This window comes from Pseudoduganella sp. S-14 (assembly GCF_049913285.1).
In the GTDB taxonomy this organism is placed as follows: domain Bacteria; phylum Pseudomonadota; class Gammaproteobacteria; order Burkholderiales; family Burkholderiaceae_D; genus Rugamonas.
Map to the genome: position 1 here is coordinate 6173389 of NZ_CP183991.1, position 23080 is coordinate 6196468.

28 protein-coding genes are annotated in these 23080 nt (G+C 62.2%); 9 read left to right on the top strand and 19 right to left on the bottom strand.

Going from position 1 to position 23080, the window contains the following annotated elements; all coding sequences use genetic code 11:
• Positions 1-4: 4 nt before the first annotated feature.
• Entirely contained in the window at positions 5-1117 is a 1113-nt protein-coding gene (locus ACN9MZ_RS28485) for a Re/Si-specific NAD(P)(+) transhydrogenase subunit alpha (protein WP_426340140.1), read from the bottom strand.
• 165 nt (positions 1118-1282) lie between these two features.
• On the opposite strand from ACN9MZ_RS28485, the gene ACN9MZ_RS28490 reads away from it, so the two are divergent.
• Together ACN9MZ_RS28490 and mnmA are read left to right on the top strand one after the other, a co-directional pair.
• Positions 1283-1765: an NUDIX hydrolase gene (locus tag ACN9MZ_RS28490; RefSeq protein WP_426165803.1), complete on the top strand. Its 483-nt coding sequence runs from the start codon at positions 1283-1285 to the stop codon at positions 1763-1765.
• Positions 1766-1796: 31 nt separating this feature from the next.
• Positions 1797-2906, top strand: a complete 1110-nt coding sequence (gene mnmA, locus ACN9MZ_RS28495) for a tRNA 2-thiouridine(34) synthase MnmA (protein WP_426340141.1) — start codon at positions 1797-1799, stop codon at positions 2904-2906.
• Here the strand turns inward: mnmA and ACN9MZ_RS28500 are convergent.
• From ACN9MZ_RS28500 to ACN9MZ_RS28520, 5 genes are all read right to left on the bottom strand, one after another.
• On the bottom strand, positions 2892-3323 hold the full coding sequence (locus ACN9MZ_RS28500) for a response regulator (RefSeq protein WP_426340142.1): 432 nt from the start codon (positions 3321-3323) through the stop codon (positions 2892-2894). The two genes, mnmA and ACN9MZ_RS28500, sit on opposite strands and share 15 nt — an antisense overlap.
• An 8-nt stretch (positions 3324-3331) precedes the next feature.
• Entirely contained in the window at positions 3332-4111 is a 780-nt protein-coding gene (locus ACN9MZ_RS28505) for a 5'-3' exonuclease (RefSeq protein WP_426340143.1), read from the bottom strand.
• Positions 4112-4221: 110 nt separating this feature from the next.
• A complete protein-coding gene (locus ACN9MZ_RS28510) occupies positions 4222-4791 on the bottom strand; it encodes an NADAR family protein (RefSeq protein WP_426340144.1) in 570 nt (189 codons plus the stop codon).
• Positions 4788-5636 (bottom strand): TIGR02452 family protein, encoded by an 849-nt coding sequence (locus ACN9MZ_RS28515; protein ID WP_426340145.1) that lies wholly within the window; start codon positions 5634-5636, stop codon positions 4788-4790. The genes ACN9MZ_RS28510 and ACN9MZ_RS28515 overlap by 4 nt, the downstream gene beginning before the upstream one ends.
• A gap of 104 nt (positions 5637-5740) precedes the next feature.
• On the bottom strand, positions 5741-6412 hold the full coding sequence (locus ACN9MZ_RS28520) for a glutathione S-transferase family protein (RefSeq protein WP_426340146.1): 672 nt from the start codon (positions 6410-6412) through the stop codon (positions 5741-5743).
• 30 nt (positions 6413-6442) lie between these two features.
• Between ACN9MZ_RS28520 and ACN9MZ_RS28525 the strand changes: the two genes are divergently transcribed.
• The gene (locus ACN9MZ_RS28525; protein ID WP_426340147.1) at positions 6443-6814 is read left to right on the top strand and encodes a group III truncated hemoglobin; all 372 of its coding nucleotides are present in this window, start codon (positions 6443-6445) and stop codon (positions 6812-6814) included.
• Here the strand turns inward: ACN9MZ_RS28525 and ACN9MZ_RS28530 are convergent.
• The 3 genes from ACN9MZ_RS28530 to ACN9MZ_RS28540 form a co-directional block, all read right to left on the bottom strand.
• Entirely contained in the window at positions 6807-7370 is a 564-nt protein-coding gene (locus ACN9MZ_RS28530) for a hypothetical protein (RefSeq protein WP_426340148.1), read from the bottom strand. The two genes, ACN9MZ_RS28525 and ACN9MZ_RS28530, sit on opposite strands and share 8 nt — an antisense overlap.
• Positions 7360-9648 carry a TonB-dependent receptor gene (locus ACN9MZ_RS28535; protein ID WP_426340149.1) on the bottom strand — a complete coding sequence of 763 codons (2289 nt, stop codon included), beginning with the start codon at positions 9646-9648 and terminating at the stop codon, positions 7360-7362. The genes ACN9MZ_RS28530 and ACN9MZ_RS28535 overlap by 11 nt, the downstream gene beginning before the upstream one ends.
• Before the next feature lie 94 nt (positions 9649-9742).
• On the bottom strand, positions 9743-10093 hold the full coding sequence (locus tag ACN9MZ_RS28540; RefSeq protein WP_426340150.1) for a DUF2946 family protein: 351 nt from the start codon (positions 10091-10093) through the stop codon (positions 9743-9745).
• Positions 10094-10232: 139 nt separating this feature from the next.
• On the opposite strand from ACN9MZ_RS28540, the gene ACN9MZ_RS28545 reads away from it, so the two are divergent.
• The gene (locus ACN9MZ_RS28545) at positions 10233-10505 is read left to right on the top strand and encodes a hypothetical protein (protein WP_426340151.1); all 273 of its coding nucleotides are present in this window, start codon (positions 10233-10235) and stop codon (positions 10503-10505) included.
• Here ACN9MZ_RS28545 and ACN9MZ_RS28550 read toward each other — a convergent pair.
• The 5 genes from ACN9MZ_RS28550 to ACN9MZ_RS28570 all read right to left on the bottom strand — a co-directional run bounded on the left by ACN9MZ_RS28550 (position 10502) and on the right by ACN9MZ_RS28570 (position 14169).
• Positions 10502-11371 (bottom strand): sigma-70 family RNA polymerase sigma factor, encoded by an 870-nt coding sequence (locus ACN9MZ_RS28550; RefSeq protein ID WP_426340152.1) that lies wholly within the window; start codon positions 11369-11371, stop codon positions 10502-10504. The genes ACN9MZ_RS28545 and ACN9MZ_RS28550 overlap by 4 nt on opposite strands.
• The gene (locus ACN9MZ_RS28555; RefSeq protein WP_426340153.1) at positions 11368-11658 is read right to left on the bottom strand and encodes a putative quinol monooxygenase; all 291 of its coding nucleotides are present in this window, start codon (positions 11656-11658) and stop codon (positions 11368-11370) included. Before ACN9MZ_RS28555 ends, ACN9MZ_RS28550 begins: the two co-directional genes overlap by 4 nt.
• Positions 11659-11731: 73 nt before the next feature.
• Positions 11732-11998, bottom strand: a complete 267-nt coding sequence (locus ACN9MZ_RS28560; protein ID WP_426340154.1) for a DUF6587 family protein — start codon at positions 11996-11998, stop codon at positions 11732-11734.
• Between the two features lie 3 nt (positions 11999-12001).
• Positions 12002-13891 (bottom strand): ferrous iron transporter B, encoded by a 1890-nt coding sequence (gene feoB, locus ACN9MZ_RS28565; RefSeq protein WP_426340155.1) that lies wholly within the window; start codon positions 13889-13891, stop codon positions 12002-12004.
• Positions 13892-13896: 5 nt separating this feature from the next.
• On the bottom strand, positions 13897-14169 hold the full coding sequence (locus tag ACN9MZ_RS28570) for a FeoA family protein (protein WP_057261371.1): 273 nt from the start codon (positions 14167-14169) through the stop codon (positions 13897-13899).
• A 157-nt stretch (positions 14170-14326) separates the two neighbouring features.
• On the opposite strand from ACN9MZ_RS28570, the gene ACN9MZ_RS28575 reads away from it, so the two are divergent.
• Together ACN9MZ_RS28575 and ACN9MZ_RS28580 are read left to right on the top strand one after the other, a co-directional pair.
• Positions 14327-14536, top strand: a complete 210-nt coding sequence (locus ACN9MZ_RS28575) for a (2Fe-2S)-binding protein (RefSeq protein ID WP_055934253.1) — start codon at positions 14327-14329, stop codon at positions 14534-14536.
• Positions 14537-14546: 10 nt separating this feature from the next.
• The gene (locus tag ACN9MZ_RS28580; protein ID WP_426340156.1) at positions 14547-15227 is read left to right on the top strand and encodes an energy transducer TonB; all 681 of its coding nucleotides are present in this window, start codon (positions 14547-14549) and stop codon (positions 15225-15227) included.
• A 91-nt stretch (positions 15228-15318) separates the two neighbouring features.
• Here the strand turns inward: ACN9MZ_RS28580 and ACN9MZ_RS28585 are convergent, their stop codons facing one another.
• Positions 15319-15999, bottom strand: a complete 681-nt coding sequence (locus tag ACN9MZ_RS28585; RefSeq protein ID WP_426340157.1) for a Fe2+-dependent dioxygenase — start codon at positions 15997-15999, stop codon at positions 15319-15321.
• Between the two features lie 2 nt (positions 16000-16001).
• Positions 16002-18296, bottom strand: a complete 2295-nt coding sequence (locus ACN9MZ_RS28590) for a TonB-dependent receptor (RefSeq protein WP_426340158.1) — start codon at positions 18294-18296, stop codon at positions 16002-16004.
• A 156-nt stretch (positions 18297-18452) separates the two neighbouring features.
• Here ACN9MZ_RS28590 and bfr point away from each other — a divergent pair, with 156 nt between their 5' ends.
• Genes bfr through ACN9MZ_RS28605 form a run of 3 tightly spaced genes read left to right on the top strand, consistent with a single transcriptional unit; the run spans position 18453 to position 19830 of the window.
• A complete protein-coding gene (gene bfr / locus ACN9MZ_RS28595) occupies positions 18453-18929 on the top strand; it encodes a bacterioferritin (protein WP_426340159.1) in 477 nt (158 codons plus the stop codon).
• The gene (locus ACN9MZ_RS28600) at positions 18929-19411 is read left to right on the top strand and encodes a helix-turn-helix domain-containing protein (RefSeq protein ID WP_426340160.1); all 483 of its coding nucleotides are present in this window, start codon (positions 18929-18931) and stop codon (positions 19409-19411) included. The genes bfr and ACN9MZ_RS28600 overlap by 1 nt, the downstream gene beginning before the upstream one ends.
• Entirely contained in the window at positions 19408-19830 is a 423-nt protein-coding gene (locus tag ACN9MZ_RS28605; protein ID WP_426340161.1) for a VOC family protein, read from the top strand. The genes ACN9MZ_RS28600 and ACN9MZ_RS28605 overlap by 4 nt, the downstream gene beginning before the upstream one ends.
• Here ACN9MZ_RS28605 and ACN9MZ_RS28610 read toward each other — a convergent pair.
• Genes ACN9MZ_RS28610 through ACN9MZ_RS28620 form a run of 3 tightly spaced genes read right to left on the bottom strand, consistent with a single transcriptional unit; the run spans position 19827 to position 23078 of the window.
• Positions 19827-20756, bottom strand: a complete 930-nt coding sequence (locus ACN9MZ_RS28610) for a PfkB family carbohydrate kinase (protein ID WP_426319565.1) — start codon at positions 20754-20756, stop codon at positions 19827-19829. The two genes, ACN9MZ_RS28605 and ACN9MZ_RS28610, sit on opposite strands and share 4 nt — an antisense overlap.
• Positions 20757-20787: 31 nt before the next feature.
• Positions 20788-22140 carry an MFS transporter gene (locus tag ACN9MZ_RS28615; RefSeq protein WP_426340162.1) on the bottom strand — a complete coding sequence of 451 codons (1353 nt, stop codon included), beginning with the start codon at positions 22138-22140 and terminating at the stop codon, positions 20788-20790.
• Positions 22137-23078: a PfkB family carbohydrate kinase gene (locus ACN9MZ_RS28620; RefSeq protein WP_426319567.1), complete on the bottom strand. Its 942-nt coding sequence runs from the start codon at positions 23076-23078 to the stop codon at positions 22137-22139. Before ACN9MZ_RS28620 ends, ACN9MZ_RS28615 begins: the two co-directional genes overlap by 4 nt.
• Positions 23079-23080: the final 2 nt, after the last annotated feature.

A 23080-nucleotide genomic window follows, 5' to 3' on the forward strand; every position in this document is an offset into this window, starting at 1 on the left:
TCTCCTATTTCCGCAACTGCTCGCCGCCGTGGCAGACCAGCGTTGCTTTGATGATTTCATCCTCGCGGTCGATGACCAGCTTGTCCTCCTTGTCGAAGACCAGCTTGAGGAAGTCCAGCACATTGCGCGCATACAGCGCGGAGGCATCCGCCGCCACGTGGCAGGCCAGGTTAGGCTCGCCCACGATATGCACGCCATGCTTGACCACCGTCTTGCCCAGTTCGGACAAGGGACAATTGCCGCCCTGCTCCACCGCCAGGTCGACGATGACGGAGCCGGGCTTCATGGCCTTCACGGTTTCTTCGGAGATCAGCACCGGCGCCGGGCGGCCCGGAATCAGTGCCGTGGTAATGACAATGTCAGCCTGCTTCGCGCGTTCATGCACCAGCTCCGCCTGGCGTTTCATCCATTCGGGTGGCATCGGGCGCGCATAGCCGCCAACGCCCTGCGCGATCTCGCGCTCTTCGTCGGTCAGGTATGGCACGTCGATGAATTTTGCGCCGAGCGACTCCACTTGTTCTTTCACTGGCGGACGCACGTCGGACGCTTCGATCACGGCGCCCAGGCGCTTGGCGGTCGCAATCGCTTGCAGGCCGGCCACGCCGACGCCCATGATCAGCACACGGGCAGCTTTCACGGTCCCTGCTGCGGTCATCAGCATGGGCATGAAACGCTGGTAGGTATTCGCGCCAACCATCACGGCCTTGTAGCCCGCGATATTGGCCTGGGAGGACAGGACGTCCATCGACTGCGCGCGCGTGATACGCGGCACAGCTTCCAATGCAAACGCGGACAGGCCGGAAGCCGCCATGGCCGCAATGTTTTCCCCGTCAAAAGGATTCAGCATGCCGACCAGCACGGCGCCCGGTTTCATCAGGCTGCGCTCCTCGGCGTTCGGGGCGCGTACCTTCAGTACCATTTCCGCGCCCAGAGCCTCTGCCGCGGTGCCAATGGTGGCGCCGGCAGCGGCATATGCTTCGTCCGTCACCGAGGCTGGAATGCCGGCTCCCGCCTGCACAATCACCTGGTGTTTGACTGCTAGTTTCTTGACCGTCTCGGGCGTTGCCGCCACCCTGGTCTCCCCCGGCCTTGACTCGGCCGGTACGCCAATCTTCATAATGCCTCCAAATAGTGGGAAAAACTGACTAAAATCTAACATGAAATGTTCTGCGGCCAACATTACCTATGCCGAATTGTTGCAATGCACAAGCATTTCACGTCGTGGTAACAACGAAGAGGCAAGATCAGGCTACAATGTCGGGTCTTCTGAGGATGGACTAACATGCCGCGTACCTGGAAACCGAATGTCACAGTCGCCGCCGTCATCGAGCGCGACGGGAAGTTTCTTCTGATTGAGGAAGAAACCAGTGACGGCATTCGCCTGAACCAGCCCGCCGGCCACCTCGATCCCCTGGAGTCGCTGGAACAGGCTGTCATCCGCGAAACGCTGGAAGAAACCGCTTACGATTTCACCCCGACCGCCCTGGTAGGCATGTATATGTCGCGCTACCGCTCGGCGCGTACCGGCCAACTGGTGACTTTCCTGCGCTTTGCCTTCTGCGGCGAGGTTGGCGCTTACTATCCGGATCGCCCGCTGGATGAAGGCATCCTGCGCACGCATTGGATGACGCGCGATGAAATCGCGGCCTGCCGCGAACGCCACCGCAGCCCCCTGCTGCTGACCTGTGTGGATGAATACTTGGCAGGAAAGCGCGCCCCCCTGGAAATCCTGCACACCCACGTGTCGGTATTTGAGGAAGTCTGAAGACTTCCTCTAAGTTTGGACGATTTACAACATGAGCAAGAAAAAAGTGGTCATCGGCATGTCCGGTGGCGTTGATTCCTCCGTTTCCGCTTGGTTACTGAAAGAACAAGGCTATGAAGTTGTCGGCCTGTTCATGAAGAACTGGGAAGACGATGACGATTCCGAATATTGCTCCTCGCGCCAGGACTGGATCGACGCGGCCAGCGTGGCCGACGTGGTGGGCGTGGACATCGAAGCTGTTAATTTCGCCGCCGAATACAAGGACCGCGTGTTCGCGGAATTCCTGCGCGAATACCAGGCCGGCCGCACCCCGAACCCGGACGTTTTGTGCAATGCGGAGATCAAGTTCAAGGCCTTCCTCGACCATGCCATGCACCTGGGCGCGGACCTGATCGCCACCGGCCATTATGCGCGCGTGCGCCACAACACCGCCACCGGCCGCCACGAGCTGCTGAAAGCCGTCGACCACACCAAGGACCAGAGCTACTTCCTGCACCGCCTGAACCAGGCGCAGTTGTCGAAGACCCTGTTCCCGCTGGGCGAAATCCCTAAAACCGAAGTGCGCAAGATTGCCGAAAAGCTGCAGCTGCCGAACGCGGCCAAGAAGGATTCCACCGGCATCTGCTTCATCGGCGAGCGGCCATTCCGCGAATTCCTGAACCGCTACCTGTCCTACAAGGCCGGTCCGATCAAGACCCCGGACGGCAAGGTGGTGGGCGAGCACGTCGGCCTGTCCTTCTATACGCTAGGCCAGCGCAAGGGCATCGGTATCGGCGGCGTGAAGACTTACCAGAACGCCGACGGTTCGTCGGACGCCTGGTACGTGGCGCGCAAGGACGTTGAAAACAATACGCTGTGGGTGGTGCAAGGCCACGACCATCCATGGCTGCTGTCGGAAAGCCTGCATGCAGGCCAGGCCAGCTGGGTTGCCGGCGTGGCGCCGGAAGCTGGCCGCATCAGCGCCAAGACCCGCTACCGCCAGGCTGACGTGCCTTGCGACGTCGCTGCCAACGGCGACAGCGAATTCGCGCTGAAATTCATGGATGCCCAGTGGGCAGTCACTCCAGGCCAGTCGGCCGTGCTGTATGACGGCGACGTCTGCCTGGGCGGCGGCATCATCGACGGCTCAAACTTCGTCTGATCCTTCGGCCGGGCTGGCGCCCTGCGCGTCGGCCTGCGCCTTCTGTTGCCGCTTCACCGTAGTGATGATGGTGTTGCGGATGGTCTTCAATACCGTACCGCCATTGAACGGCTTCACGATATAGCCGTTGATGCCCATTGCGTGGGCCTTCTGGATCGTTGCCTGGTCGAATTCCGACGACACCATGAAGATCATGGCTTTCGGCCAGTCCTTGCGCATCGCCAGCATGGCCGGCTCGTCGGCTTCGATGCAGTCGCGCGAGATGCAGATGATCTGCGGCTGGTGCTTGATCAGCAGCACATTGCCCGCCACGCAGGTGTGCGCCTGGCCGACCACGTCGTAGCCGCCGTCGATCAGGACTGTGTTGAGCAGGCCGCGGGCGATAGCGCTGCTGTCGATAAGAACCGCTTTTAACATCAGGGGTTTCAACGGTGGTCCCAGGCCAGCATATTCCAGCTCACGCCGATCCGGACGTCCGTCTTCAGTTGTACCAATTGACGAGAAAGATACAACATCTCGCGCTCTTTTCGTAGGCTTTCGCCGATTTTGTCCTTCAGGATGCCTGCACCGGCCATGATTGCGTCCAGAGTGCCGTATGTGCGCAACAGTTTGGCGGCGGTCTTCACGCCCACATTGGAGACGCCCGGGATGGAGTCGGTTTCGTCGCCCATCAGCGCCAGCAGGTCGGGCAGCATGCCGGGCGTGACGCCCCATTTCTGCTCGACCCAGGCGCGGTCGTGCCATTCGGACTTGAAATGGTCCCAGATGCGGGCGCCCTCGGCGATCAGGCAATGCAGGTCCTTGTCGGTAGTGGCCACCACCGCCTCGCCGCGGTTTTCGCTGAGCCAGCGCGTGACCACGGTGCCGATCACGTCGTCGGCTTCCACTTCGGGGATGGCGATCGGGCACATGCCGATCCTGGTCAGCTGCATATAGAATTCGGGCAGCGCCTCGCGCAGCACTTCCGGCATTGGCTGGCGGCCTTCGCGGTAGCCCTTGTACAGGCTGTGGCGCCAGGTGGGGCCACCGTAATCGAAGGCAGGCAGGATATGGCTCGGCTCGTGGCCGTTGACCAGGCGCTGGAAGGCATTGAACGCATGGCGCATCGCGATCTCGGCTTTGAGGTCCGAGTCCGGTTCCGGACTTGCCTCATACACACGCCGCACAATATTCAAACCGTCAATGGCCAGCAATCTTCCTGTCATAGCCGGCATTTTACCGCACAGCTACTTGCTGTCCCGTATCACTGCGCAGATTCTTTCGAAGCACGCCGCGACGGCAATCGAGCCACAATCTGTTGTAAGAACGCTCCCCTTTAACCAGTTTCACCATGGCCGTTTCCCTCGCTGAGACGCGATCGCACCTCCATCAAGGCAAACCCGAGTAGATTCATTCCCGTCCATTCGGATGGATTCTCTGCATACGGCGAGTTTGCCGCAAAGCCGGTGCCCCACACGAAATCAACGGGACTTGCCTCCACCAGGACTTGCTCGCCAGTGGCGAGCAAGAAGTCGCGCAACGGCGCGTTCTGCGAAAACTTTGCATAGTTGGCCTGCACCACGATATTCCAACGGTTCTCCGCCCAAACCTCTTCATCGAAACCCTGCACCTCACGACCGGCGGCCTTGGCCACGGCGGGATTGGGCGATTGCAGGATGCGGTCAAGCGCGGCGGCATCGCCGAACAGGCGCGCCTTCCCTGCCATCATGAAGTGCTCGGCCGTCGGGTAGCGGATACCATCGACGACAAACGCCGCCTCGAACCACTGGCTGAAGCAGGTCTTCGTGATCGAGCCGTTCTTGGAAGGCTGATGCCCCCAGAACAGGAGCATCGCGGGCTGCCCATGGTCGCGGACGTAATCGCACAACTCGACGACATTTCTCATTTCCGTTCTTCTCCAGTGAACAGTGCTTCAAAGGCGGCAACTGCCGCGCCCTTCCGATCCAGCACGGCAAAGACCACGTGCTCGAATGCGTTGCGGTACTTGGGACTGCGCAGCAGATGCATTGCGAACCAGCGCGCCATGTCCGACGGCTGGTTGCCGAACACGCCGCAGCCCCAGGCGCCGAGCACCAGCGCAGTATGGCCGTGGTGTACGGCCAGCGCCAGCAACATTTCTATACGGGCCAGCATGGCGGCTTCGAGCTCGCCGAGACGCTCCGGCTCATTGCGCGCCACTGCGCCGCGATTGACAGCCGGTGCGGTGACCATCGACGCGAGATACGGTTCGTCCAGCAGGCCATAGTCGTCATCGCGGAATACCGGCACCTTGGGCGAATAAATCATGTCGTCCAGGTAGATGCACGACTTGTGCGCGCGGTTTGCCTGGTACATTTCAGGCTTTTGCACGATGCATGGATAGAGACCGGAGGACTTTGCCAGGTTCTCTTCCTGCGCCTCGGCGCCGCCCAGGAAGCCGCCGCCTGGGTTCTTGGCCGACGCGAAATTCAGGCATAGCGGATCGGCATGGCCAAGCCCGATCAAGCGGCGAGCTGCCGCCAGCGTCGCTTCGTTGCGCACCTCGAATTTGGTCGCGAAGCACTGGCGGCCGCCCTGGCCATTCACCAGTTGCCGGAGCGCCCCCGCCTGGTAATGCACGGTGCCGGCTTTCGCCTGCTCCAGCACGCGAGCGATATCGACATGCTTGCCAAGTGAATTCTCATAGCCGCCAGACGCCACGATGGACAGGGTTTCCCGGGCGATGCGGGAGCGGATTTCTCGATTGATCATTGTGATATTCCTTTTCTTGTTATTTGTTTCCGGATCAAGCAGGAACATCATAATTCACTTAGTGTGTATTTGCAACTAAGTTATATTCATTTTCACACTAAGAACTAGCGCAGCAATTCGTAAGGGCCGCCGCGCTCCAAGGCACGCTGGTAGGCAGGACGGGCATGGATGCGCTGCAGGAAGGCTTGCAGGTGTGGATGGCTGGCGCCGAGGCCGCCGCGCGCTGCGGCAGCTTCAAGGGGGAAGCTCATCTGGATATCGGCGGCGCTGAACTCATTGCCGGCGAACCAGTCGCGGTTGGCGAGTTCAGAGTCCAGGTAGGCCAGGTGGCGGTCGATATTGGGCTGCACGAAGCTCGACATTACCTTCTGCGCAATGGCGCGTTTGATCGGCTTGACGAAAAACGGCGCCGGCGAGGATTCAACCTTGTCGAACACGAGCTTCATCAGCAGCGGCGACATCAGCGAGCCTTCCGCGTAATGCATGAAGTAGCGCCAGCGCAGCTTGTCGGGTGTGCCGGCCGGCGGCACCAGCCGGTCATTGCCGTGCTTCTCTACCAGGTACTCGATAATGGCACCCGACTCGGCAACAATATTGCCCTCATGCTCGATGACCGGCGACTTGCCCAGCGGGTGCACCCTGGTCAGCTCCGGCGGCGCCAGCATGGTCTTCGGGTCGCGCTGGTAGTGCTTGATTTCATAGGCCAGCCCCAGCTCTTCCAGCAACCACAGCACGCGTTGCGAACGGGAGTTATTGAGGTGATGGACAATGATCATGGGCGCGCTCCGCAAGGTTAAAATGGAGCCATGACTTTACCACTGACCCAGGAATCCATCTCAACCCTGGTCCACGCGTTCTACGACGGCGTGCGCGCCGATCCGGAACTGGGGCCGGTGTTCAACGCTGCCATCGACGATTGGGAGCCGCACCTGGCGCGCATGGTGGAGTTCTGGAGCACCACCATGCTGGGCACCAAGAGCTTTCAGGGCAATGTCTACGGCAAACACATGGCACTGCCAGGCGTACAGCCGCAGCACTTTCAGCGCTGGCTTGCGCTGTTCCAGTCGACGGTGGACCGCCTGTTCGAGCCAGCCGTGGCGGAAGAATTCCGCATCGTCGCCAGCCGTATTGCGCAAAGCCTGCAATACGGCTTCTTCGGCCAGGTGCATTTCAGCTGAATGCGTCGGCGGCGCTCATCACCGAATAACTGGCCTGCCAGCGGCGCAGCGCAGCCGGCAATACCTGCATCGGTTGCGGCGCCGCAATGAAGTCGCCGGAAGCTTGCGCGCACCCATTCTCCCGCACCTGCAGCCAGTCAAGCAGGTTGGACACCTCGCAGCAACCTGCATGCCCCTCATCGCGCAGTTCGAGCCGCTGTTGCGCAACGCCTGCCTGCAGCATCAGTCCCTGGATATCGGCCGCAAGGGCGATGGCGTCCGGCGTATCCTTGCTGAACGCCAGCGGCGGCAGGCACAACACCATATCCAGCTTGAAGCCTTCCGCTTCCCACATCCTTAACGCAGCCAGCGCATCGCACACCATGTGCAGCAGGAAGACCCGCTCCAGGCCCGAAGCCGACAATTCGCCGGCAAAATCGCAGTAGTGCAGGACGCCGCTGCCGGGGCAGCGCCAATGGACAGCCGCCAGCACGCTGCCGATGCTGCCGTCACGCGCGGCAACCTGGGGCTGGCACCAGAGTTCAAACTGGCCCAGCTCAAGTGCATTACCAATCAAATTTCACCTCCGCAGAGTAAGAGCGTTGTGGGTACGGGTGGAAGTTCCAGTACTTGTAGTTGTTGGCGTTGTCGATGCCGAAGGCGGCGCTCCAGTGCTTGTCGATGCGGTAGCGCAGGCGCGCATCGACCGTGAAGTATTTGCTGGCGCCCTGGTAGGCAAAGCCGTTGATGTCGGTGTTGTCCAGCGTCGAATACTGCTTGCCGCTGTAGCGGGCAGCCAGCGTGGCGCTCAGCTTGTCGTTCACGCGGTAGGTCGCCACGGTACTGGCGCGCCATTCGGGAATGCGCGGCTGCCATTTGCCGACGCTAGCCGGGAACTTCTCGTTGCGCTTGATCTTCGAATCGGTCCAGGTCAGGCTGGCCTGCATGTCGAGTCCTTCGACCAGCACGTTCTCGTTCGACCAGGCCGTTTCCAGGCCGTGGGTGCGGATCAGGTCAACGTTCTGCACATTGGTCACGTTCGGCGTCACCAGCACATTGGTTTGCGAGTACAACGCGTCGCGGTTGCGCTCGAAGAAGGCCGTGATGCGCAAGGCGGAATTGCCGACCAGGCGTTCGGCGCTCAGCTCCGTGGTCCAGGAGCGCTCGGCCTTCAGGTCCGGATCGTTGTTGATCAGGGTGCCAGTGTTGTTGATGCCGCCCTGGTACAGCTCGGACACGGTCGGCATGCGGATCGCGCGTCCGGTGGAAGCTTTCAACGTCCAGTCCTCGTTGGCCTGGAAGGCCAGCGCCGCCTTGGGCGAGACAAAGTTGTCGCTGCGTTTGGCGTGGTGCACCACGATGGTCGCGTTGGCGGTTTCTCCGTCACGGCCCTCCCAGTGTTCGAAGCGCGCACCGAGCACGGTCTTCCAGTTTGGCGACAACTTCCAGGTATCCTGCAAGTACAGGCTGTCGATGCTGGTGCGGCCGGAGAAAGCCTGATTGCGCGCGCCCGGCTCGCCGTTCAGCCAGTCGCTGGTGGCACGTTCGATTGTCGACAGCTTGTAGGCTGCGCGCTGGTAGCCAAAATCGAAGATGTGGCTGCCGCGCATGCCGTCCGGGCGATACACCCCCTTCAAGGAAAGGGTATTCCAGCCGGTGCCGCCCTGGTCGACGATGCGGCCAGCGCCGCCGCTTGCTGCAGCCGGGCGCGCCGTGGTCGGTGCGCGCAGGATGTCGCGGTTGTAGTCATACAGGCTGGCCGCCACTTCCCAGTCGAACACGCCTTTGGTATTGCTCTTCACCGTCAAGCCGTGCATCAGGTGGCGCAACTCTTCCTTCGTCGAATTGAAGTCGGAAGCAGCCAGCGTGAAGCTGCGGCCATTGATCGAGACTGGCCCGCTGAACACCGGCTTGCCTGTTGTATCACGCAGGTAGGTATTTGGCGAGCCGCTCGCGTCATTCTGCCACCAGCCCAGGGAGTAGCTGGCGCGCACGGTCGGCGAAAAATCGTATGTCACTTTGAACTTGGCGTGGTCTTGCACCGTGCTGTACTGGGTCGCGGTGCCGAGGATGTAGATATCGCGGTTGCTGCGGTCCTTGTCTACGACGGCGCCGGTGACTGGAACGCCCTTTCCACCCGCCGTGCCGCTCGCGATCGCACGTGTGGTGTATGTCTGCGGCTGGCCATCGCTGTCGGTGCGGTTCACGCTGACAAACCAGGACCAGGCGCCGTGGCGGTCGCCAAGCGACATGCTGGACTGGCGCGCGCTCGCGGTCATGTTCGTGTTGTACAACTCAAAGGGCTGGCGCACAAAGGCGACGCGTGCATGCGCTTCGAACTGCTTCGGCATGCGGGTCACGTAATCGACCACCGCACCGACCGAGTTGCCGCCATAGGCCGCCGAGAACGGGCCATACAGTACGTCGACACGTTCGATTTCTTCCGGCGCCACCATGCCCCAGCGCGGCGCGAAGGTGGCGCCGTTGCCCAGGTAGTTCGACAGCAGCACGCCATCTGCATACACCGCCGATCGCGCGCTGTTGCCGGTGCCGGAAGCGCGGGTGGACAGCACGGCATGGTTGTAGTCGCCGATATAGCGCTTGCGCACCAGCAGGCTTGGCAGGTATTTCAGTGCGTCTTCCGCATCGCTGGCGTTGACCTGCTCTTCGATCTGAGCACGGGTAATGCCTTCGATCGTGGTCGGAATCTGGGTCGGCAACGAAGTCGGATGGCTGCCGGCAATGACGACGGTGCCAACCATCTTCAGCGGCGATTCCCCTTCATGATCGGCAAATGCAGGAGCCGAAAAGACGGCCAGCAGCGCGGCGGCCAGGGGAATGAGGCGGGTGTTCATGATGCTTCCTTTCTTGTTCTTGCGAGCGAAGGCCTTGCCACCGCGCCGCCAAAGGGCGCGTGCAATGCAAAGCCGGGAGTACTGCTGCGAAGATTCAAGCGGAAGGCGGGGCGCGCGGCGGCGGCGCAAGGGACACTTGCTGCGGCAACGCGGCCGCGGCCTGCAACGCCGGTTCAATGCGCGATGCCGCCGCCAGCGCCAAGGCAAGGCAGGCAGGTGGCGGCGGTACGGCGGGCAGGTCGGCCTGCACCATGCAGTAGCCGCATTTCTGGACGACGTGGTGGGCTTTTGGTTGGGCGTGGCAGTGTGCGACGTTGTTATCGCCGCAGGCTGCCGCCAGCAAGCTGGACAGCGTTGGCGCGGAGACGGCCATCAGCATCGCAAACAGCGCGATCCTGACTATCCCGGCAATCTGTCTCCTGCTCCAGCCCACGATGGCTCCCACAATGCAACCTCAATAAGTCGCATTGTAGGTACACGTTTGAGGCGGCGATATGCCCTAGATCAAGTTTTCACTTGCCCACAGCGCGAGGGAACTGCTATCGTAAATCTTTCAGTCCTGACAACGCGCTATGGATCATCTAGTGGCTATCGAGTTGGCAGCTCTGTTCGTCGGCCTGTCATGCCTGCCCAATTGGCTCATCGCCCAATGGTATGCCGCTCATGGCTGCCGGCCGGCACTCAGGCGCTCCGCCGCCATCAGCGCCGTGCTGGCGCTGATCGGCATCAGCCTTGTCCTCGGTTCAGTTGCGCTGGAATTGCGCCACGCCAAGCCTATGCTCACTTATGCATTCGGCTTGCTGGGCATCGTGGGCTTGCTGGTCTCGGCCGCGCTGCACACCTTCGACGAAGATTAGGCCGGCGCCGGCATGCGTATCCAGCCTGCGCTTTCCATCACATAAGGCGCGAACAGGAAGTCGCGGATGCCCGCAAGCTGGCCGCCCTGCCACGCGAGCAGGACGAAATGCGCCGGCTTACCCCTGGCATCATGACGGTCGAAGACCAGCATCGCCACTTGCCCTTCCACCGCACCGAGTTCGAAGCGCCACCGGGTTTCTTCGGCATAGCGGGTGAAATAAGGCTTGACGCCGCTGCGTCCCGCCAGGCGCAGCCTGTTGACCAGTTCCAGTTGGACCTCCTCCGCCAGCAGCGCGCGAATCGCATCGAAGTCGCCGTCCTGGAACAGCCGGACGTAATGGGCGACGCGCTCCTTGCCTGCTTCCGGCAGTAGGGGCACGCGTGCATCGGCCGCCTGCCCCGCCAACTGGCGCAAGGCGATGCGCCCGCGCTGGAGCGCCGATTTGGCCGCAGCCGGCGTGCAGCCAGCAATCGCCGCCGCTTCTTCCACCGAATGGCCCAGGACGTCTTTCAGGATCACGGCGCAGCGCTGGAGTTCGGGCAGCTGCATGAACACCTGGAAGCTGACCGTGAGGATCTCGGCTTCCTGCATGGCAGTGCCGCCCTCCATGTCCTCCGTCAGCGGCACCACATTGCTGCGGGCGCGCTGGCGCAGGAAGTCCAGGCAGGTATTGTGCGCGATACGCAGCAGCCAGCCGCCGAGATTTTCCACCACCATGCCCTCGCCACGTGCGCGCAGGGCCTTGAGCAGAGCGTCTTGCAGCACGTCTTCGCCTTCGATGGCCGAACCGGTCATGCGCGCGCAGTAGCGGTGCTGCCGCGGCCTGAGTTCCTGCAAGCGCGCTTCGAATTCTTCGTTGTTCATGCGATCTGGCCCAGGACGGAATCAAAACTTGCCAGCTCGCGGATGCGTGGGAAGTAAGCCTGCATGCGCGAGTCGGCCCGCATGGCGTCGACCGCACGCGGCGACTCCCATTCCGAATAAATGGTCACGCTGCTGCCGTCGAGCGCCGCAATCAGGCGGCTGCCGCGCCAGCCCGCCAGCGTGCTGACGACAGTGTCGATGTTTCCCTTCAGGAGCGCAACAAGCGCGGCCTGGTTGGAAGGCTCGACCTTCAGGTGATTAATGAGGATAACAGTTTCGGTTGTCATGATGTGCCTCCTAGGTTTCGACACAGCTAAGACGAACCGGCGAGCCGAAACGGATCGCGCTTTGGGAATTTTTTTAGCGCTGGACGTGCAGCGTGATGACGCGGTGCGACGGGCCGCCTTCGGAAGGAGGCGCCGGCGAATCGCCGCAACCGCCGCAGGAACCGCAACCACTGCCGCAGCTCGATTCCGTATTGAAGAAGCGCGCCAGCTTTTCTTGCGGCAGCCCGCGACGCGACAGTGCGTAGACGAGCTGCTGGCGCCAGGCGGCTGGCAGGTATTTCCTCGCAGCGTGCAGCGCGGCCGCTGCCACCACGATGCCGGCGATGATTTCCTGCCACATGGCCTAGCCTCCCAGCGCCAGGGCGACGCGGTAAGTGATAAAGGTGGCGCTGTACGCCAGCACGAACATATAGCCCGCCATCATCAGCGGATACTTCATCGAATTGGTTTCGCGGCGCACCACGGTCAGCGTGGACAGGCATTGCGGCGCAAAGACGTACCAGGCCAGCAGCGCCAGCGCGGTCGGCAGGCCCCAGCTGGCCTGGATCACCGGCGCCAGCGAATTGGCCAGCTCGTCGCCGGTCTGCGACAACGCGTACACGGTGCCCAGTGCGCCCACGGCCACTTCGCGCGCGGCCATCCCCGGCACCAGCGCAATGCAGATCTGCCAGTTGAAGCCGATCGGCGCGAAGATGAACTCCAGCGCGCGGCCCAGCATGCCGGCCACGCTGTAGTAGATCGGCGGATGGGTGGCGCCTTCCGGTGCGCCCGGGAAGCTGGACAAGGCCCACAGCAGCACCATCAAGGTCAGGATGGTGGTGCCGACGCGCGTCAGGAAGATCTTGGCGCGCTCGTAGAGGCCGATCGCCAGGTTGCGCATATGCGGCCAGTGGTAGGCCGGCAGCTCCAGCATCAGCGGCTGGTTGCGCTTGGCGCGCATCGAGCGCTTCATGACCCAGGCCACCGCCATGGCGGAAATGATGCCGGCAAAGTAGAGGCAGAACAGCACCAGGCCTTGCAGGTTGAACAGGCCCCAGACTTCGCGGTCCGGAATGAAGGCGGCGATTACCAGTGCGTACACCGGCAGGCGCGCCGAGCAGGTCATCAGCGGCGCAATCATGATGGTGACGATGCGGTCACGCGGGTTCTGGATGGTGCGCGCTGCCATGATGCCGGGAATGGCGCAGGCAAACGACGACAGCAGCGGGATGAAGGCGCGGCCGGAGAGACCGACGCCGCCCATCAGGCGGTCCAGCAGGAAGGCGGCGCGCGGCAGGTAGCCGCAATCTTCCAGCACCAGGATGAAGAAGAACAGGATCAGGATCTGCGGCAGGAACACCAACACGGCGCCGACGCCTCCCAGCACGCCGTCCACCAGCAGGGACCGCAGCACGCCGTCGGCCATGTGCGCTTTTACCAGGACGCCGAGGTGTTCGACGCCGCCGCTGATCATGTCCATCGGCACTTCGGCCCAGCTGAACACGGCCTGGAACACGCAGAACATCAGGACGGCCAAGATGATCGGTCCCATGAAGGGGTGCAACACGAAATGGTCGATCTTTTCGGAGCGGTTGCCGCGGTCGTCGGCATCCTTGACGGCGACCGACAGGATGCGGCGCACCTCGCGCTGGGTTTCCTCAACGCTCACGGCATCGATGGCGGACAGCGGATTGGCGACGCTTTCATAGAACGGCCACAGGCCGTCCAGGGCATCGACCAGGGCTTTCTCGCCGCCGCTCTTCACGGCCACGGTCTCCACCACAGGCATGCCCAGCTCCTGCGACAGCTTGCCCGCATCGACCACGATGCCGCGCTTCTTCGCCACGTCGACCATGTTCAGGCACAGCACCATCGGCAGGCCGAGGCGCTTGATCTCCAGCACCAGGCGCAGGTTCAGGCGCAGGTTGGTGGCATCGACCACGCATACCACCACGTCGGGCGAACGCTCGCCTTCGCGCAGGCCGGCCACCACGTCGCGCGTGATCATTTCATCAGGCGTGTGGGCCGACAGGCTGTAGGCGCCCGGCAGGTCGAGCAGGCGGTACTGGTTGCCGGCCCTGGAGCTGAACTGGCCTTCCTTGCGCTCGATGGTCACCCCGGCATAGTTGGCGACCTTCTGGCGCGCGCCGGTCAAACGGTTGAACAGTGCGGTCTTGCCGCAATTCGGGTTGCCCAGCAGGGCGACCATTGGCTGCTGCGCGACGGCTTGCGCGGCCTTTTCTACTGCACCCATTGCATTTATTCCGGTTGGATCGAGATCAGCGCAGCTTCAAAGCGGCGCAAGGCAAACGTAGCATTGCCGACTTTAATGGCGAGGGGTTCGCCGCCCGGCAGGCCACGCTTGAGCATGCGGATGCGCTCACCAGGCACGAAGCCCAGTTCCATCAGGCGGCGCGCCAGGTCGGCGCCGTCCTCGGTATCTTCGGGATTGCCCGGGGCTATATGGATCACCGTTCCGCTCTGCCCCACCGGCAGGGAATCAAGCTTGATCAGGGTAGGAGCAAGGGTCATGGCGAACTTTCCAAGGCGAAATACGACCTCGCCATTATAAATGAGAATTGTTCTTGAATAGGCTTGCATTGTAGTCCGGTTCGGGTAAAATGGGAACCGTAATGATAATGATTCTCAGTAACGGAATCGCAATCTTAGCCAGAAGGTAATTTTCGAAATGATCGTTTGTGTCTGCAACAACATCTCTGATCGAGAAATCCGTCAAGCCATAGATATGGGTATCAGCTCCATGGACGAGTTGCGCGAAGCGCTCGGCGTGGCCACCTGCTGCGGCAACTGCCTCAGCTACGCGGTGGAAGTGCTGGACGAACATCTGGGCAGCGGAATACAGGAGACTGTGCTCAAGCGCCCGACACTCACCGTGTAAGGAGCGCTTCATGCAATCGATGACTTTCCCGGCTGGCGGCGATTTCGACGCTGGCGTTGGCAGCGCCAGGCTGACCAAGATCGCAGCAGTCGTCGCTTTGCATGCAGTCCTCGGTTATGCCTTTATCAACGGCACCATGCATCGCCTGGTGGACCGTATCCCTGAAGTGGTCAACGTCACGTTTGTGGCGCCGCCGCCACCTCCCCCTCCGGCCTCGCAGCCCAAGACGGTAGAAATCGCGCAGAAAGCGCCTTCGATCACCCCGCCGCCGCTGCCGATGCTGCCGATCGTGATTGAAAATACCATCACCCCGCCGCCTTCGCAGGCGCGCGTGACCGAGCCTGCACCGGCAACGCCGGTCGTGGTGGCGCCGGTTGCTGCAGCGCCAGCGGCGCCTGCCGCACCGGCTGGCCCGCGTGTGATCTCCGCTGTTGAATATATTCGTGCGCCGCAGCCGGTGTACCCGTCGGTGTCGCGTCGTATGGGCGAACAGGGCGTGGTGACCTTGCGCGTGCTGGTCAATGAGAAGGGTTATGCCGAGCAGGCCTCGGTACAGAAGTCGTCCGGCTTCAACAACCTGGACGAGGCTGGCCGTGCTGCTGTCATGCGTGCGCTGTTCAAGCCTTATGTGGAAGATGGGAAGGCGCAGCCAGTGTATGTTGTTGTGCCGATTAATTTCCAGATGTCCTGACACCTGCGTGCAAACGCCGCGGCTTCATTCGAAGTCCGCGGCGTTTGCTTAGGCGGGTCTGACCCTTGGGTCAGACCCTGGTTCACCGGGTTTACAGGTCAGCCCACATCCGCAACAGGTTGTGATAATGCCCTGCCAGGCCGACAGTCGCCTCATCATCGCCATGGGCAGCGCGCAGCTTCTGGATATTCTGGTCCAGCTCGAACAGCATGGTGCGCTTCCAGTCATCGCGCACCATCGACTGTGTCCAAAGGAACGACGCCACGCGCTCGCCCGCAGTCACCGGATTGACGCGATGCACGCTGCTGGCCGGATAGATGATCGCATCTCCCGCCGGCAGCTTGACCTCGTGTGCGCCATAGCTGTCCATCACGGTCAGCTCGCCGCCTTCATACTCTTCAGGTTCGGACAGGAACACGGTGGTAGAAACGTCCGAACGCATCACGTCCGCCGAACCCGCCATATGCCGGATCGCGCCATCGATATGCAGGCCATATGTCTCACCGCCTGCATAGCTATTGAAATACGGCGGCAAAATCTTCAGCGGCAGAGCCGCCGAATAGAACAGCGGGTTTTTCGCCAGCGCCTTGATGATGATATCCCCGAGTTCCAGCGCCAGCGGCGTCCCTTCCGCGATCTGGCGGTTGCGCTTGACTTGCGCGCCCTGCGATCCCACGCTGGCGCGGCCGTCGATCCATTCGGCGGCCGCCAGGCGCTGGCGGAAGGTTTTGACTTGTTCCGGCGTCAGCACGCCGGGGATATGCAGCATCATGATCAGTAGCGGAAGTTCGCAGTCAGGATTGCGGTACGGCCCACGCCAACGCCGGCATAGTGGTTGGAGCCCACCTTGTCGTAGTACAGCTTGTCCGTCAGGTTCTGGATGTTCAACTGCAGGCTGATGTTCTTGTTCACATCATAGCTCGCCATCGCGTCGTAGCGGGTGTAGCCCGGCACGAACTTGGTGTTGTTGATGTTGCTCCACACCTTGGACACGGCATTCACGCCGCCGCCAATGACCAGGCCTTGCATCAGGGTGTAGGAAGTCCACAGCGAAGCGCTCTGCTTCGGCGTTGCCGGGAAGGCATTGCCGTTGAACGGGGAAGCCGCATACACCGGCTTGGCGGTGGTGCCGACGTTCACAAAGCCGTTGTCCTCCACTTCGGAATCGAGCCAGGTGTAGCCGCCAAAGACCTGCCAGTTGGCGGTCAGTGCGCCGCTCACGCCCAGTTCAACACCTTTGACGGATTTCTTGCCGACGTTCTGGGTGGTGCCGTCCACGTTGGTCACGCGCGCGTTGTTCATCTTGCTGGAGAAGATGGCGCCGCTGATCGACAGCTTGCGCGCCAGGATTTCCCACTTGGTGCCCAGTTCGAAGTTCTTGCTGTCCTGCGGTTTCAGGTTCTGCACGGTGGTGGACAACGCGTCCACGCCATCGCCGCCGTCATTGCCTGGCGGAGTGGAGGAAGTGCCGTACGAGACGTAGATGCTGCTGTTGGCAGCCGGCTTGTATACGAGGCCGGCCTGGTAGTTGGCGAAATTGGACTTGTTTTCCGCATCAATTGCTGCCACTACCGGAGTAGCGGCAGTGTTGGCGTTGGTGTGCAGCCCGGTGCGGAACTCGTCCCAGCGCAGGCCCACGTTCAGCAGCCACTGCGGGTTGAATTCGATGGTGTCGAAGCCGTACGCCGAGCGCGAGTTGCTATGCACATTGGTGTTGTTCGGCGCCACGCTGCGCACCTGGCCGACGGTCCATGGATCGTACGGGTTCGGATTGCTCAGGGTGGTGCAGTTATACAGGGTCGCCGCGCCTGCGGTTGGGCAGGTGCTGGTCTTGGTCAGCGGGTTGTTGGTGCCTGGGGTGAAATTGTAGGTGGCGCGCTCGGTCACTTCGCGGCTGACTTCCACGCCGGCGGTAAAGCTGTGCTTGATGCCGGCGGCCATCAGGGAGCCGGTCAGGCTCGATGCGTTGGCCAGCGATTCGGTTTCGGCATTGCGGCTGTTGTGGCGGCGCCATACGGTACCGTACAGCACCACGTTGCCCTTGGAATCGTCGGGCAGGGTGTAGACGTATTCGTTGCCGGTCTTGCCGTAGCGGGTCACGTTGCGGAAGGTCAAGTTATTTCCGAATTCATGCTTGATGTCGATGGTGCCGATGTCGGACTTGGTGTCGCGGAAGTCGCGGTCGACCAGGCCGTAGAAGGTTTCGCTTGCCACGTTGACGGGCTTGCCGACGCCGTTCTTGGCGACATTGGCGCCGGTCGTGAACGGATTGTCGAAGGGCACGCCAGCGTCAGGCAGCTCGCTCGAACGGTAGTGGTAGTAGCTCAGGTTGACCTTGGTCGGGCCGGTCAGGCCGAGCGCAACGCTCGGTGCGAAGCCCCAACGGTCGCCGTAGATTTCATCATGGTGGCCGGCGACATGGTTTTCGTGGCCCATCAGGTTCAGGCGCACGGCGGCGTTATCGCCGATCATGCGGTTCACGTCGGCAGTGGCACGGCGGTACTTCGCAGTGCCCAGGCCAACGCTGGCGTTGCTGAAGTTTTCCGCCTTGGCGGCCTTGGAAACCATATTGATGCCACCGCCTGCGGACGAGCGGCCGCCGTACGCGGAATTCGGGCCCTTCACCACTTCGATCTGCTCCAGCGCGAAGATTTCGCGCGACTGGGAACCGCTGTCGCGGATGCCGTCGATGTAGGTGTCAGTCTGTGCGTTGTAGCCGCGGATGAACAGGTTGTCGCCCACCGGCTGGCCGCCTTCGGCCGCGCCGACGGTGATGCCCGGCACGGTGCGCAGCGCATCGGTCAGGGAAGTGGCGCCGGTCTGGGAAATCACCTCGGTCGGGATCACGGTCACCGATTTCGGGGTATCCAGCAGCGGGGCGGTGAATTTGTCGGAAGCCGATTTCTTGACCTGGAAATCGCTGCCATTTTGGCCGGTAACGACCACTTCCTGCATTTTCTGCTCTGGGGCAGCGGTGTTGGTCTCGGCTTGTGCTACAGGCATCACCAGGGTGGCAGCGATGGCGGCGAGCGTAGCTGGCGCGTGCTTGCGGCTCTTAATATAGGACATGGACAACTCTGAATTGTTGGGATAAAACGCAAATGATAATTGTTTTCATTTGCATTAGCAATGTCGTTAGCAATCCTATGTTGCCCGCATGACTAGGTGGCAGCCCTGCTTCGTGGCAAAATGCCATTATTCCCAACCCGATAAGAAGGAACCCCCATGAAGGGCGACAAAGACGTTATCCGCCTGCTCAATGCGCAGCTGACCAACGAGCTGACAGCGATTAACCAGTACTTCCTGCATGCGCGCATGTACCGTCACTGGGGCCTCGACAAGCTGGGCAAGAAAGAATACGACGAGTCGATCGGCGAGATGAAACATGCCGACCGCCTGATCGACCGTATCCTGATGCTGGACGGCCTGCCTAACCTGCAAGCCCTGCACAAGCTGCTGATCGGCGAAAACACCGAAGAAATGCTGGCCGCCGACCTGAAGCTGGAGAAAGGCGCGCATGTGACCGTGAAGGAAGGCATTGCGCAATCGGAAAAAGTCGGCGATTACGTGTCGCGCGACCTGCTGCTGGATATCCTCAAGGATACCGAGGAGCATATCGAATGGCTGGAAACCCAGCTCGACCTGATCGGGAAAATCGGCATCCAGAACTACCTGCAATCGCAGATGTCGGAAGCCGAGTAATGCCCGGCCAGAGTCCGGAACTGCTGCGGCGCCTGTTGCGCGCCAAGGACAGGATGGACGCTGCCTCGCAAGAGGAATGGCCGGTAAGCCGCCTGGCGGAAGTGAGTTGCGTCTCTGCAACTCACTTCGCCCGCTCTTTCAAGGAGGCTTTCGGCCTCCCACCCCACCGCTACCTGCTCACGCGCCGCATCGAGCGCGCCGTGACGCTGCTGCGCGAAACCGACCTGCCCATTACCGATATCGCCTACTCGACCGGCTGGAACAGCATCGGCACGTTCGGGCGCACCTTCCGCGACATCACCGGCAAGAACCCGGGCGACATCCGGGAACAGGTCCGCGCCGAGGCTGCGCAAGCCGGACGGGTGCCGGCCTGCGTGCTCAGCGCCGCGCACCGGCCCGACCTCACAATGGCAGTTTCGGAGAAGCGACGCCAGGAGAGCGTCCCTACAATGGAGTCTCACTTAAAGGAGACCACCCCATGACTCAAGGTATTCAAACCGTCGGCCTGTATGTTCGTGACCAGGATGAAGCGCTGGCTTTCTATGTCGACAAGCTCGGCTTCAAGGTCCATACCGACGTGCGCAACGGCGACTACCGCTGGCTGACCGTGCAGCATCCTGACCAGCCATCGTTCCAGCTCGGCCTCTACGTGCCGGGTCCGCCTGTCCATGATGCGGCAACCGCGCAGGCGCTGAACGCATTGGTGGCCAAGGGCGCGATGCCGCCCATGGTGCTGGAAGTGGACGATTGTTTCGCCGCCTACGACAAGCTGCACCGGAAAGGCGTGGAATTCAACCAGGAGCCGGTAGAGCGCTACGGCACGGTGGATGCGGGCTTCCGCGACCCGTCCGGCAACGGCTGGAAGATGATCCAGACCCGCCGCAAGGCGGCAGCGGCTTAAGCCAGGCCCCAGGCTGTGCGCCAGGGCGCGTAGAACGCCGGATCCGGCGATACCGCGCCCGCGATGCCGCACACTGCGCCGGCGAACGCGTTGGCGCGCTCCAGGATCTGCGGCGTCTCCCAGCCGCGTGCCCGTCCCGTCAGGAATACGGCGGAAAACGCATCGCCCGCCCCCACCGAATCGACGAACCGGGATGGCATGACCGCCTGGTGGTCGACCACGCGCGAACCCTCGGCGCCAAAGTACATGGCGCCGCGCTCGCCCAGCGTGACCAGCAAGCCCTGGATGGAAAAGTTGTGCATGATGGCACGTGCTTCCGCCTCGACGGCGGCGCAGTCCATGTCTACCGTGTCAGGACAGGTGTGACAGTACCAGGAGAACAATGCCTGCAATTCATCCTCGTTGACCTTGACGGTGTCGGCCCGCTGCAGCGCGGAAAACACCACTGCTTCATCCACCCCGTCGCGCAAGTTCAGGTCAAGGAAATGTTCAGCCTCGCTGGCGCAGTCCAGCACCGCGTTGAGCGCAGCGCGCGAAGTCGGGTCGCGTTGGGCCAGTGTCCCGAAATACACGGTGTCGGGGGAGAAGGCGCGCATCACGTCTACCGCGGCTGCCGCTTCGATATGGTCATAAGCCTGTTCAGCCAGGATGTGGAAGCGGTGGCCGCCTTTGCCATCGCGCTCCACGAGCACGCGGCCGGTCGGCTGCGGGCCGTGCTGCAAGCCCTCCGTGCTCATGCCAAAGCCTGCAAACGCCTCGCGCACCTGGTCGCCGTAACGGTCATTGCCGACGCGCGTCACCATCAGCGCCGGCAGGCCCAGCGCAGCCAGGTTGCGCGCCACGTTGAAGGGGGCGCCGCCGACGATCTGCTGTTCGCCAAAGTCGTCCAGCAGGGCTTCGCCAAATACCAGTATTCGCTCTGACATCGCTGCCCTCCCCCACGTTGATCGGCTCGGGCTATTTTAGCAAAACCGCTTCCTGGCGCGGAGCAGTGTCGGACAGCGGTCGCGCAGCGCGCAGCTTGACGAACAGCACGGCCACAGCGGCGCACAGCAGCAGCGCACCGGCCAGGCGCACCACGTTCGCTGGCTCGCCGTGCAGCAAACTGCGGTAATACAGTGGCAAGGTGAAAATCTGGATGATCATCGGAATCACGATAAACATATTGAAGATGCCCATGTACACCCCGGTGCGTTCGGGCGGAATGCTGCCTGCCAGCATCACGTAGGGATTGCCCATGATGCTGGCCCAGGCCAGGCCGATGCCCAGCATGGGCCACAGCAATTGCAGCGGTTCTCGGATCAACGGAATGCTGAGCATGCCGATGCCGGCAGCCGCCAGGCACAGGCTGTGCGTGATTTTCGGGCCGAAGCGGCGCGTGAACGGCACCAGCGCAAAGGCGGCAAGGAAGGCGACGAAGTTGTAGAAAGCGCCCACCTGCCCGTTCAGCAGGCCCGCCTCGCGGAACCCGGCCGATGCCGGATCGGAAGTCTTGTAGATCGAAGACGCCAGCGCCAGCATGATGTATTGCCAGTAGCAGAACATGGCGTACCACTGGAACAGCTTGACCACGGCCAGTTGCTTCATGGTGGGCGGCATGTCGCGCAGCGCTTCGGCGATTTCCTGCAGGGTGTGGCGCCAGCCGGTGGGTTTCGCACGCAGTTCCGCTTCTTCCTGCGCCGACAGGGGCAATTCCGGCGTGCTCCAGCAGCTCCACAGCACCGAGGCGATCGAGAAGACGGCCCCCAGCAGGAAGGCGCCGATCACGGTGTAGGGAATGTGGTGGCTGTTGACGGCGTCGCGGCTGGTGCCGAGGTAAACCAGGATCGAGGGCGTGAGGTAGGCCAGCGTCTGCCCCAGTCCCGTGAATGCGCTCTGGGTCAGGAAGCCAAGCGAATGCTGGCGCACTGCCAGGCGGTCGCTGACGAAGGCGCGGTACGGTTCCATCGTCACGTTGTTGGCCGCATCGAGTATCCAAAGCAGGCCGGCGGCCATCCACAGCACAGGGCTGAAAGGCATGGCCAGCAGGCCCAGGCTGCAAATCAGGGCGCCGATCAGGAAGTACGGCGTGCGGCGTCCCCAGCGCGAGACGGTGCGGTCGCTCAGGGCGCCAATGACGGGTTGCACCAGCAGGCCGGTGACGGGTCCGGCCAGCCACAGGTAAGGCAGGCTGGCTTCATCGGCGCCCAGGTATTTGTAGATCGGGCTCATGCTGCTCTGCTGCAGTCCGAAGCTGAACTGGATGCCGAAGAAGCCGATGTTCATGTTGACGATCTGCCGGAACGACAGATGCGGTTTGTGCTGCATCATCGCGTGGCTCCTTCCGCTGCGGCCTGCCAGCGCTGGGTCCATGGTTCGTAAAATGCCAGGTCCTGCGGTACTGCGCCGGACAGGCTGCATACGGCGCCGGCAAAGGCGTTGGCGCGCGCCATGGTCAGCGCCAGGTCCCAGCCTTGCACATGGCCGTGCAGGAAGACGGCGGAGAAAGCATCGCCGGCGCCCACCGTGTCGACCAGCTTGTACGGCTCTTCGTTGCCATGCTCGCGAATTACCCGGCCGTCTGCGCCAATATACATCGCGCCGCGCGGGCCGAGCGTGACGACCATTGCCTGCAGGCCGAATTTTTCGATCAGCAGGGAGCACGCCGGTGGCAACTCCGGATCATGTGCCTTTACCAGGCGCGGACCATCCGGCGCATACCAGGCCAGCAAGGCCGCCAGTTCGTCTTCGTTGACTTTCAGGATGTCGGCGTGGCGCAGCGATTCATAGACGCTGCGCTCGGTGTACTGGCCTTCGCGCAGGTTCAGGTCGAGGTAGCGGGTCGCCTGGCTGGCTTCCAGCAGTTCGATCAGCGCAGTGCGCGAAGTCAGGTGGCGCTGGGCCAGGGTGCCGAAGTACAGCACCTGCGGCCTGGCCGGCTCGAACGCGGCGCGTGCGCAGGCGGCATCGATATGGTCATAGGCCTGGCCTGGGAGGATGTGGAAGGCATGGCCTTGCAGTCCGCGTTCCACGACAACACGGCCGGTCGGCCAGGCGGGATCGGTCTGCAAGCCCCATTGCGGCATGCCGTAGCGCTCGAACTCTGCGCGCACGGCGGCGCCGTTGGCGTCCTGGCCGATGCGGGTGATCATCAGGGCCGGCGTGCCCAGGGCGGCCAGGTTGCGCGCCGCGTTGAAAGGCGCGCCGCCGACCACCTGCTCGCTGCCGAAATCATCGACGAGGGCTTCGCCGAACATTGCCACACACATGG

Bases quoted from the DNA above. Each gene is read 5' to 3' on its own strand.
- ACN9MZ_RS28525 (WP_426340147.1), top strand. From the start codon at position 6,443: ATGACTTTACCACTGACCCAGGAATCCATCTCAACCCTGGTCCACGCG.
- ACN9MZ_RS28585 (WP_426340157.1), bottom strand. From the start codon at position 15,999: ATGATGCTGCATATCCCCGGCGTGCTGACGCCGGAACAAGTCAAAACC.
- ACN9MZ_RS28490 (WP_426165803.1), top strand. From the start codon at position 1,283: ATGCCGCGTACCTGGAAACCGAATGTCACAGTCGCCGCCGTCATCGAG.
- ACN9MZ_RS28505 (WP_426340143.1), bottom strand. From the start codon at position 4,111: ATGACAGGAAGATTGCTGGCCATTGACGGTTTGAATATTGTGCGGCGT.
- ACN9MZ_RS28515 (WP_426340145.1), bottom strand. From the start codon at position 5,636: ATGATCAATCGAGAAATCCGCTCCCGCATCGCCCGGGAAACCCTGTCC.
- ACN9MZ_RS28555 (WP_426340153.1), bottom strand. From the start codon at position 11,658: ATGACAACCGAAACTGTTATCCTCATTAATCACCTGAAGGTCGAGCCT.
- ACN9MZ_RS28580 (WP_426340156.1), top strand. From the start codon at position 14,547: ATGCAATCGATGACTTTCCCGGCTGGCGGCGATTTCGACGCTGGCGTT.
- ACN9MZ_RS28535 (WP_426340149.1), bottom strand. From the start codon at position 9,648: ATGAACACCCGCCTCATTCCCCTGGCCGCCGCGCTGCTGGCCGTCTTT.
- ACN9MZ_RS28510 (WP_426340144.1), bottom strand. From the start codon at position 4,791: ATGAGAAATGTCGTCGAGTTGTGCGATTACGTCCGCGACCATGGGCAG.
- ACN9MZ_RS28560 (WP_426340154.1), bottom strand. From the start codon at position 11,998: ATGTGGCAGGAAATCATCGCCGGCATCGTGGTGGCAGCGGCCGCGCTG.
- ACN9MZ_RS28520 (WP_426340146.1), bottom strand. From the start codon at position 6,412: ATGATCATTGTCCATCACCTCAATAACTCCCGTTCGCAACGCGTGCTG.
- ACN9MZ_RS28600 (WP_426340160.1), top strand. From the start codon at position 18,929: ATGCCCGGCCAGAGTCCGGAACTGCTGCGGCGCCTGTTGCGCGCCAAG.
- ACN9MZ_RS28610 (WP_426319565.1), bottom strand. From the start codon at position 20,756: ATGTCAGAGCGAATACTGGTATTTGGCGAAGCCCTGCTGGACGACTTT.
- bfr (WP_426340159.1), top strand. From the start codon at position 18,453: ATGAAGGGCGACAAAGACGTTATCCGCCTGCTCAATGCGCAGCTGACC.
- ACN9MZ_RS28575 (WP_055934253.1), top strand. From the start codon at position 14,327: ATGATCGTTTGTGTCTGCAACAACATCTCTGATCGAGAAATCCGTCAA.
- ACN9MZ_RS28615 (WP_426340162.1), bottom strand. From the start codon at position 22,140: ATGATGCAGCACAAACCGCATCTGTCGTTCCGGCAGATCGTCAACATG.
- ACN9MZ_RS28485 (WP_426340140.1), bottom strand. From the start codon at position 1,117: ATGAAGATTGGCGTACCGGCCGAGTCAAGGCCGGGGGAGACCAGGGTG.
- ACN9MZ_RS28620 (WP_426319567.1), bottom strand. From the start codon at position 23,078: ATGTGTGTGGCAATGTTCGGCGAAGCCCTCGTCGATGATTTCGGCAGC.
- ACN9MZ_RS28590 (WP_426340158.1), bottom strand. From the start codon at position 18,296: ATGTCCTATATTAAGAGCCGCAAGCACGCGCCAGCTACGCTCGCCGCC.
- ACN9MZ_RS28550 (WP_426340152.1), bottom strand. From the start codon at position 11,371: ATGAACAACGAAGAATTCGAAGCGCGCTTGCAGGAACTCAGGCCGCGG.
- ACN9MZ_RS28605 (WP_426340161.1), top strand. From the start codon at position 19,408: ATGACTCAAGGTATTCAAACCGTCGGCCTGTATGTTCGTGACCAGGAT.
- ACN9MZ_RS28570 (WP_057261371.1), bottom strand. From the start codon at position 14,169: ATGACCCTTGCTCCTACCCTGATCAAGCTTGATTCCCTGCCGGTGGGG.
- feoB (WP_426340155.1), bottom strand. From the start codon at position 13,891: ATGGGTGCAGTAGAAAAGGCCGCGCAAGCCGTCGCGCAGCAGCCAATG.
- ACN9MZ_RS28500 (WP_426340142.1), bottom strand. From the start codon at position 3,323: ATGTTAAAAGCGGTTCTTATCGACAGCAGCGCTATCGCCCGCGGCCTG.
- mnmA (WP_426340141.1), top strand. From the start codon at position 1,797: ATGAGCAAGAAAAAAGTGGTCATCGGCATGTCCGGTGGCGTTGATTCC.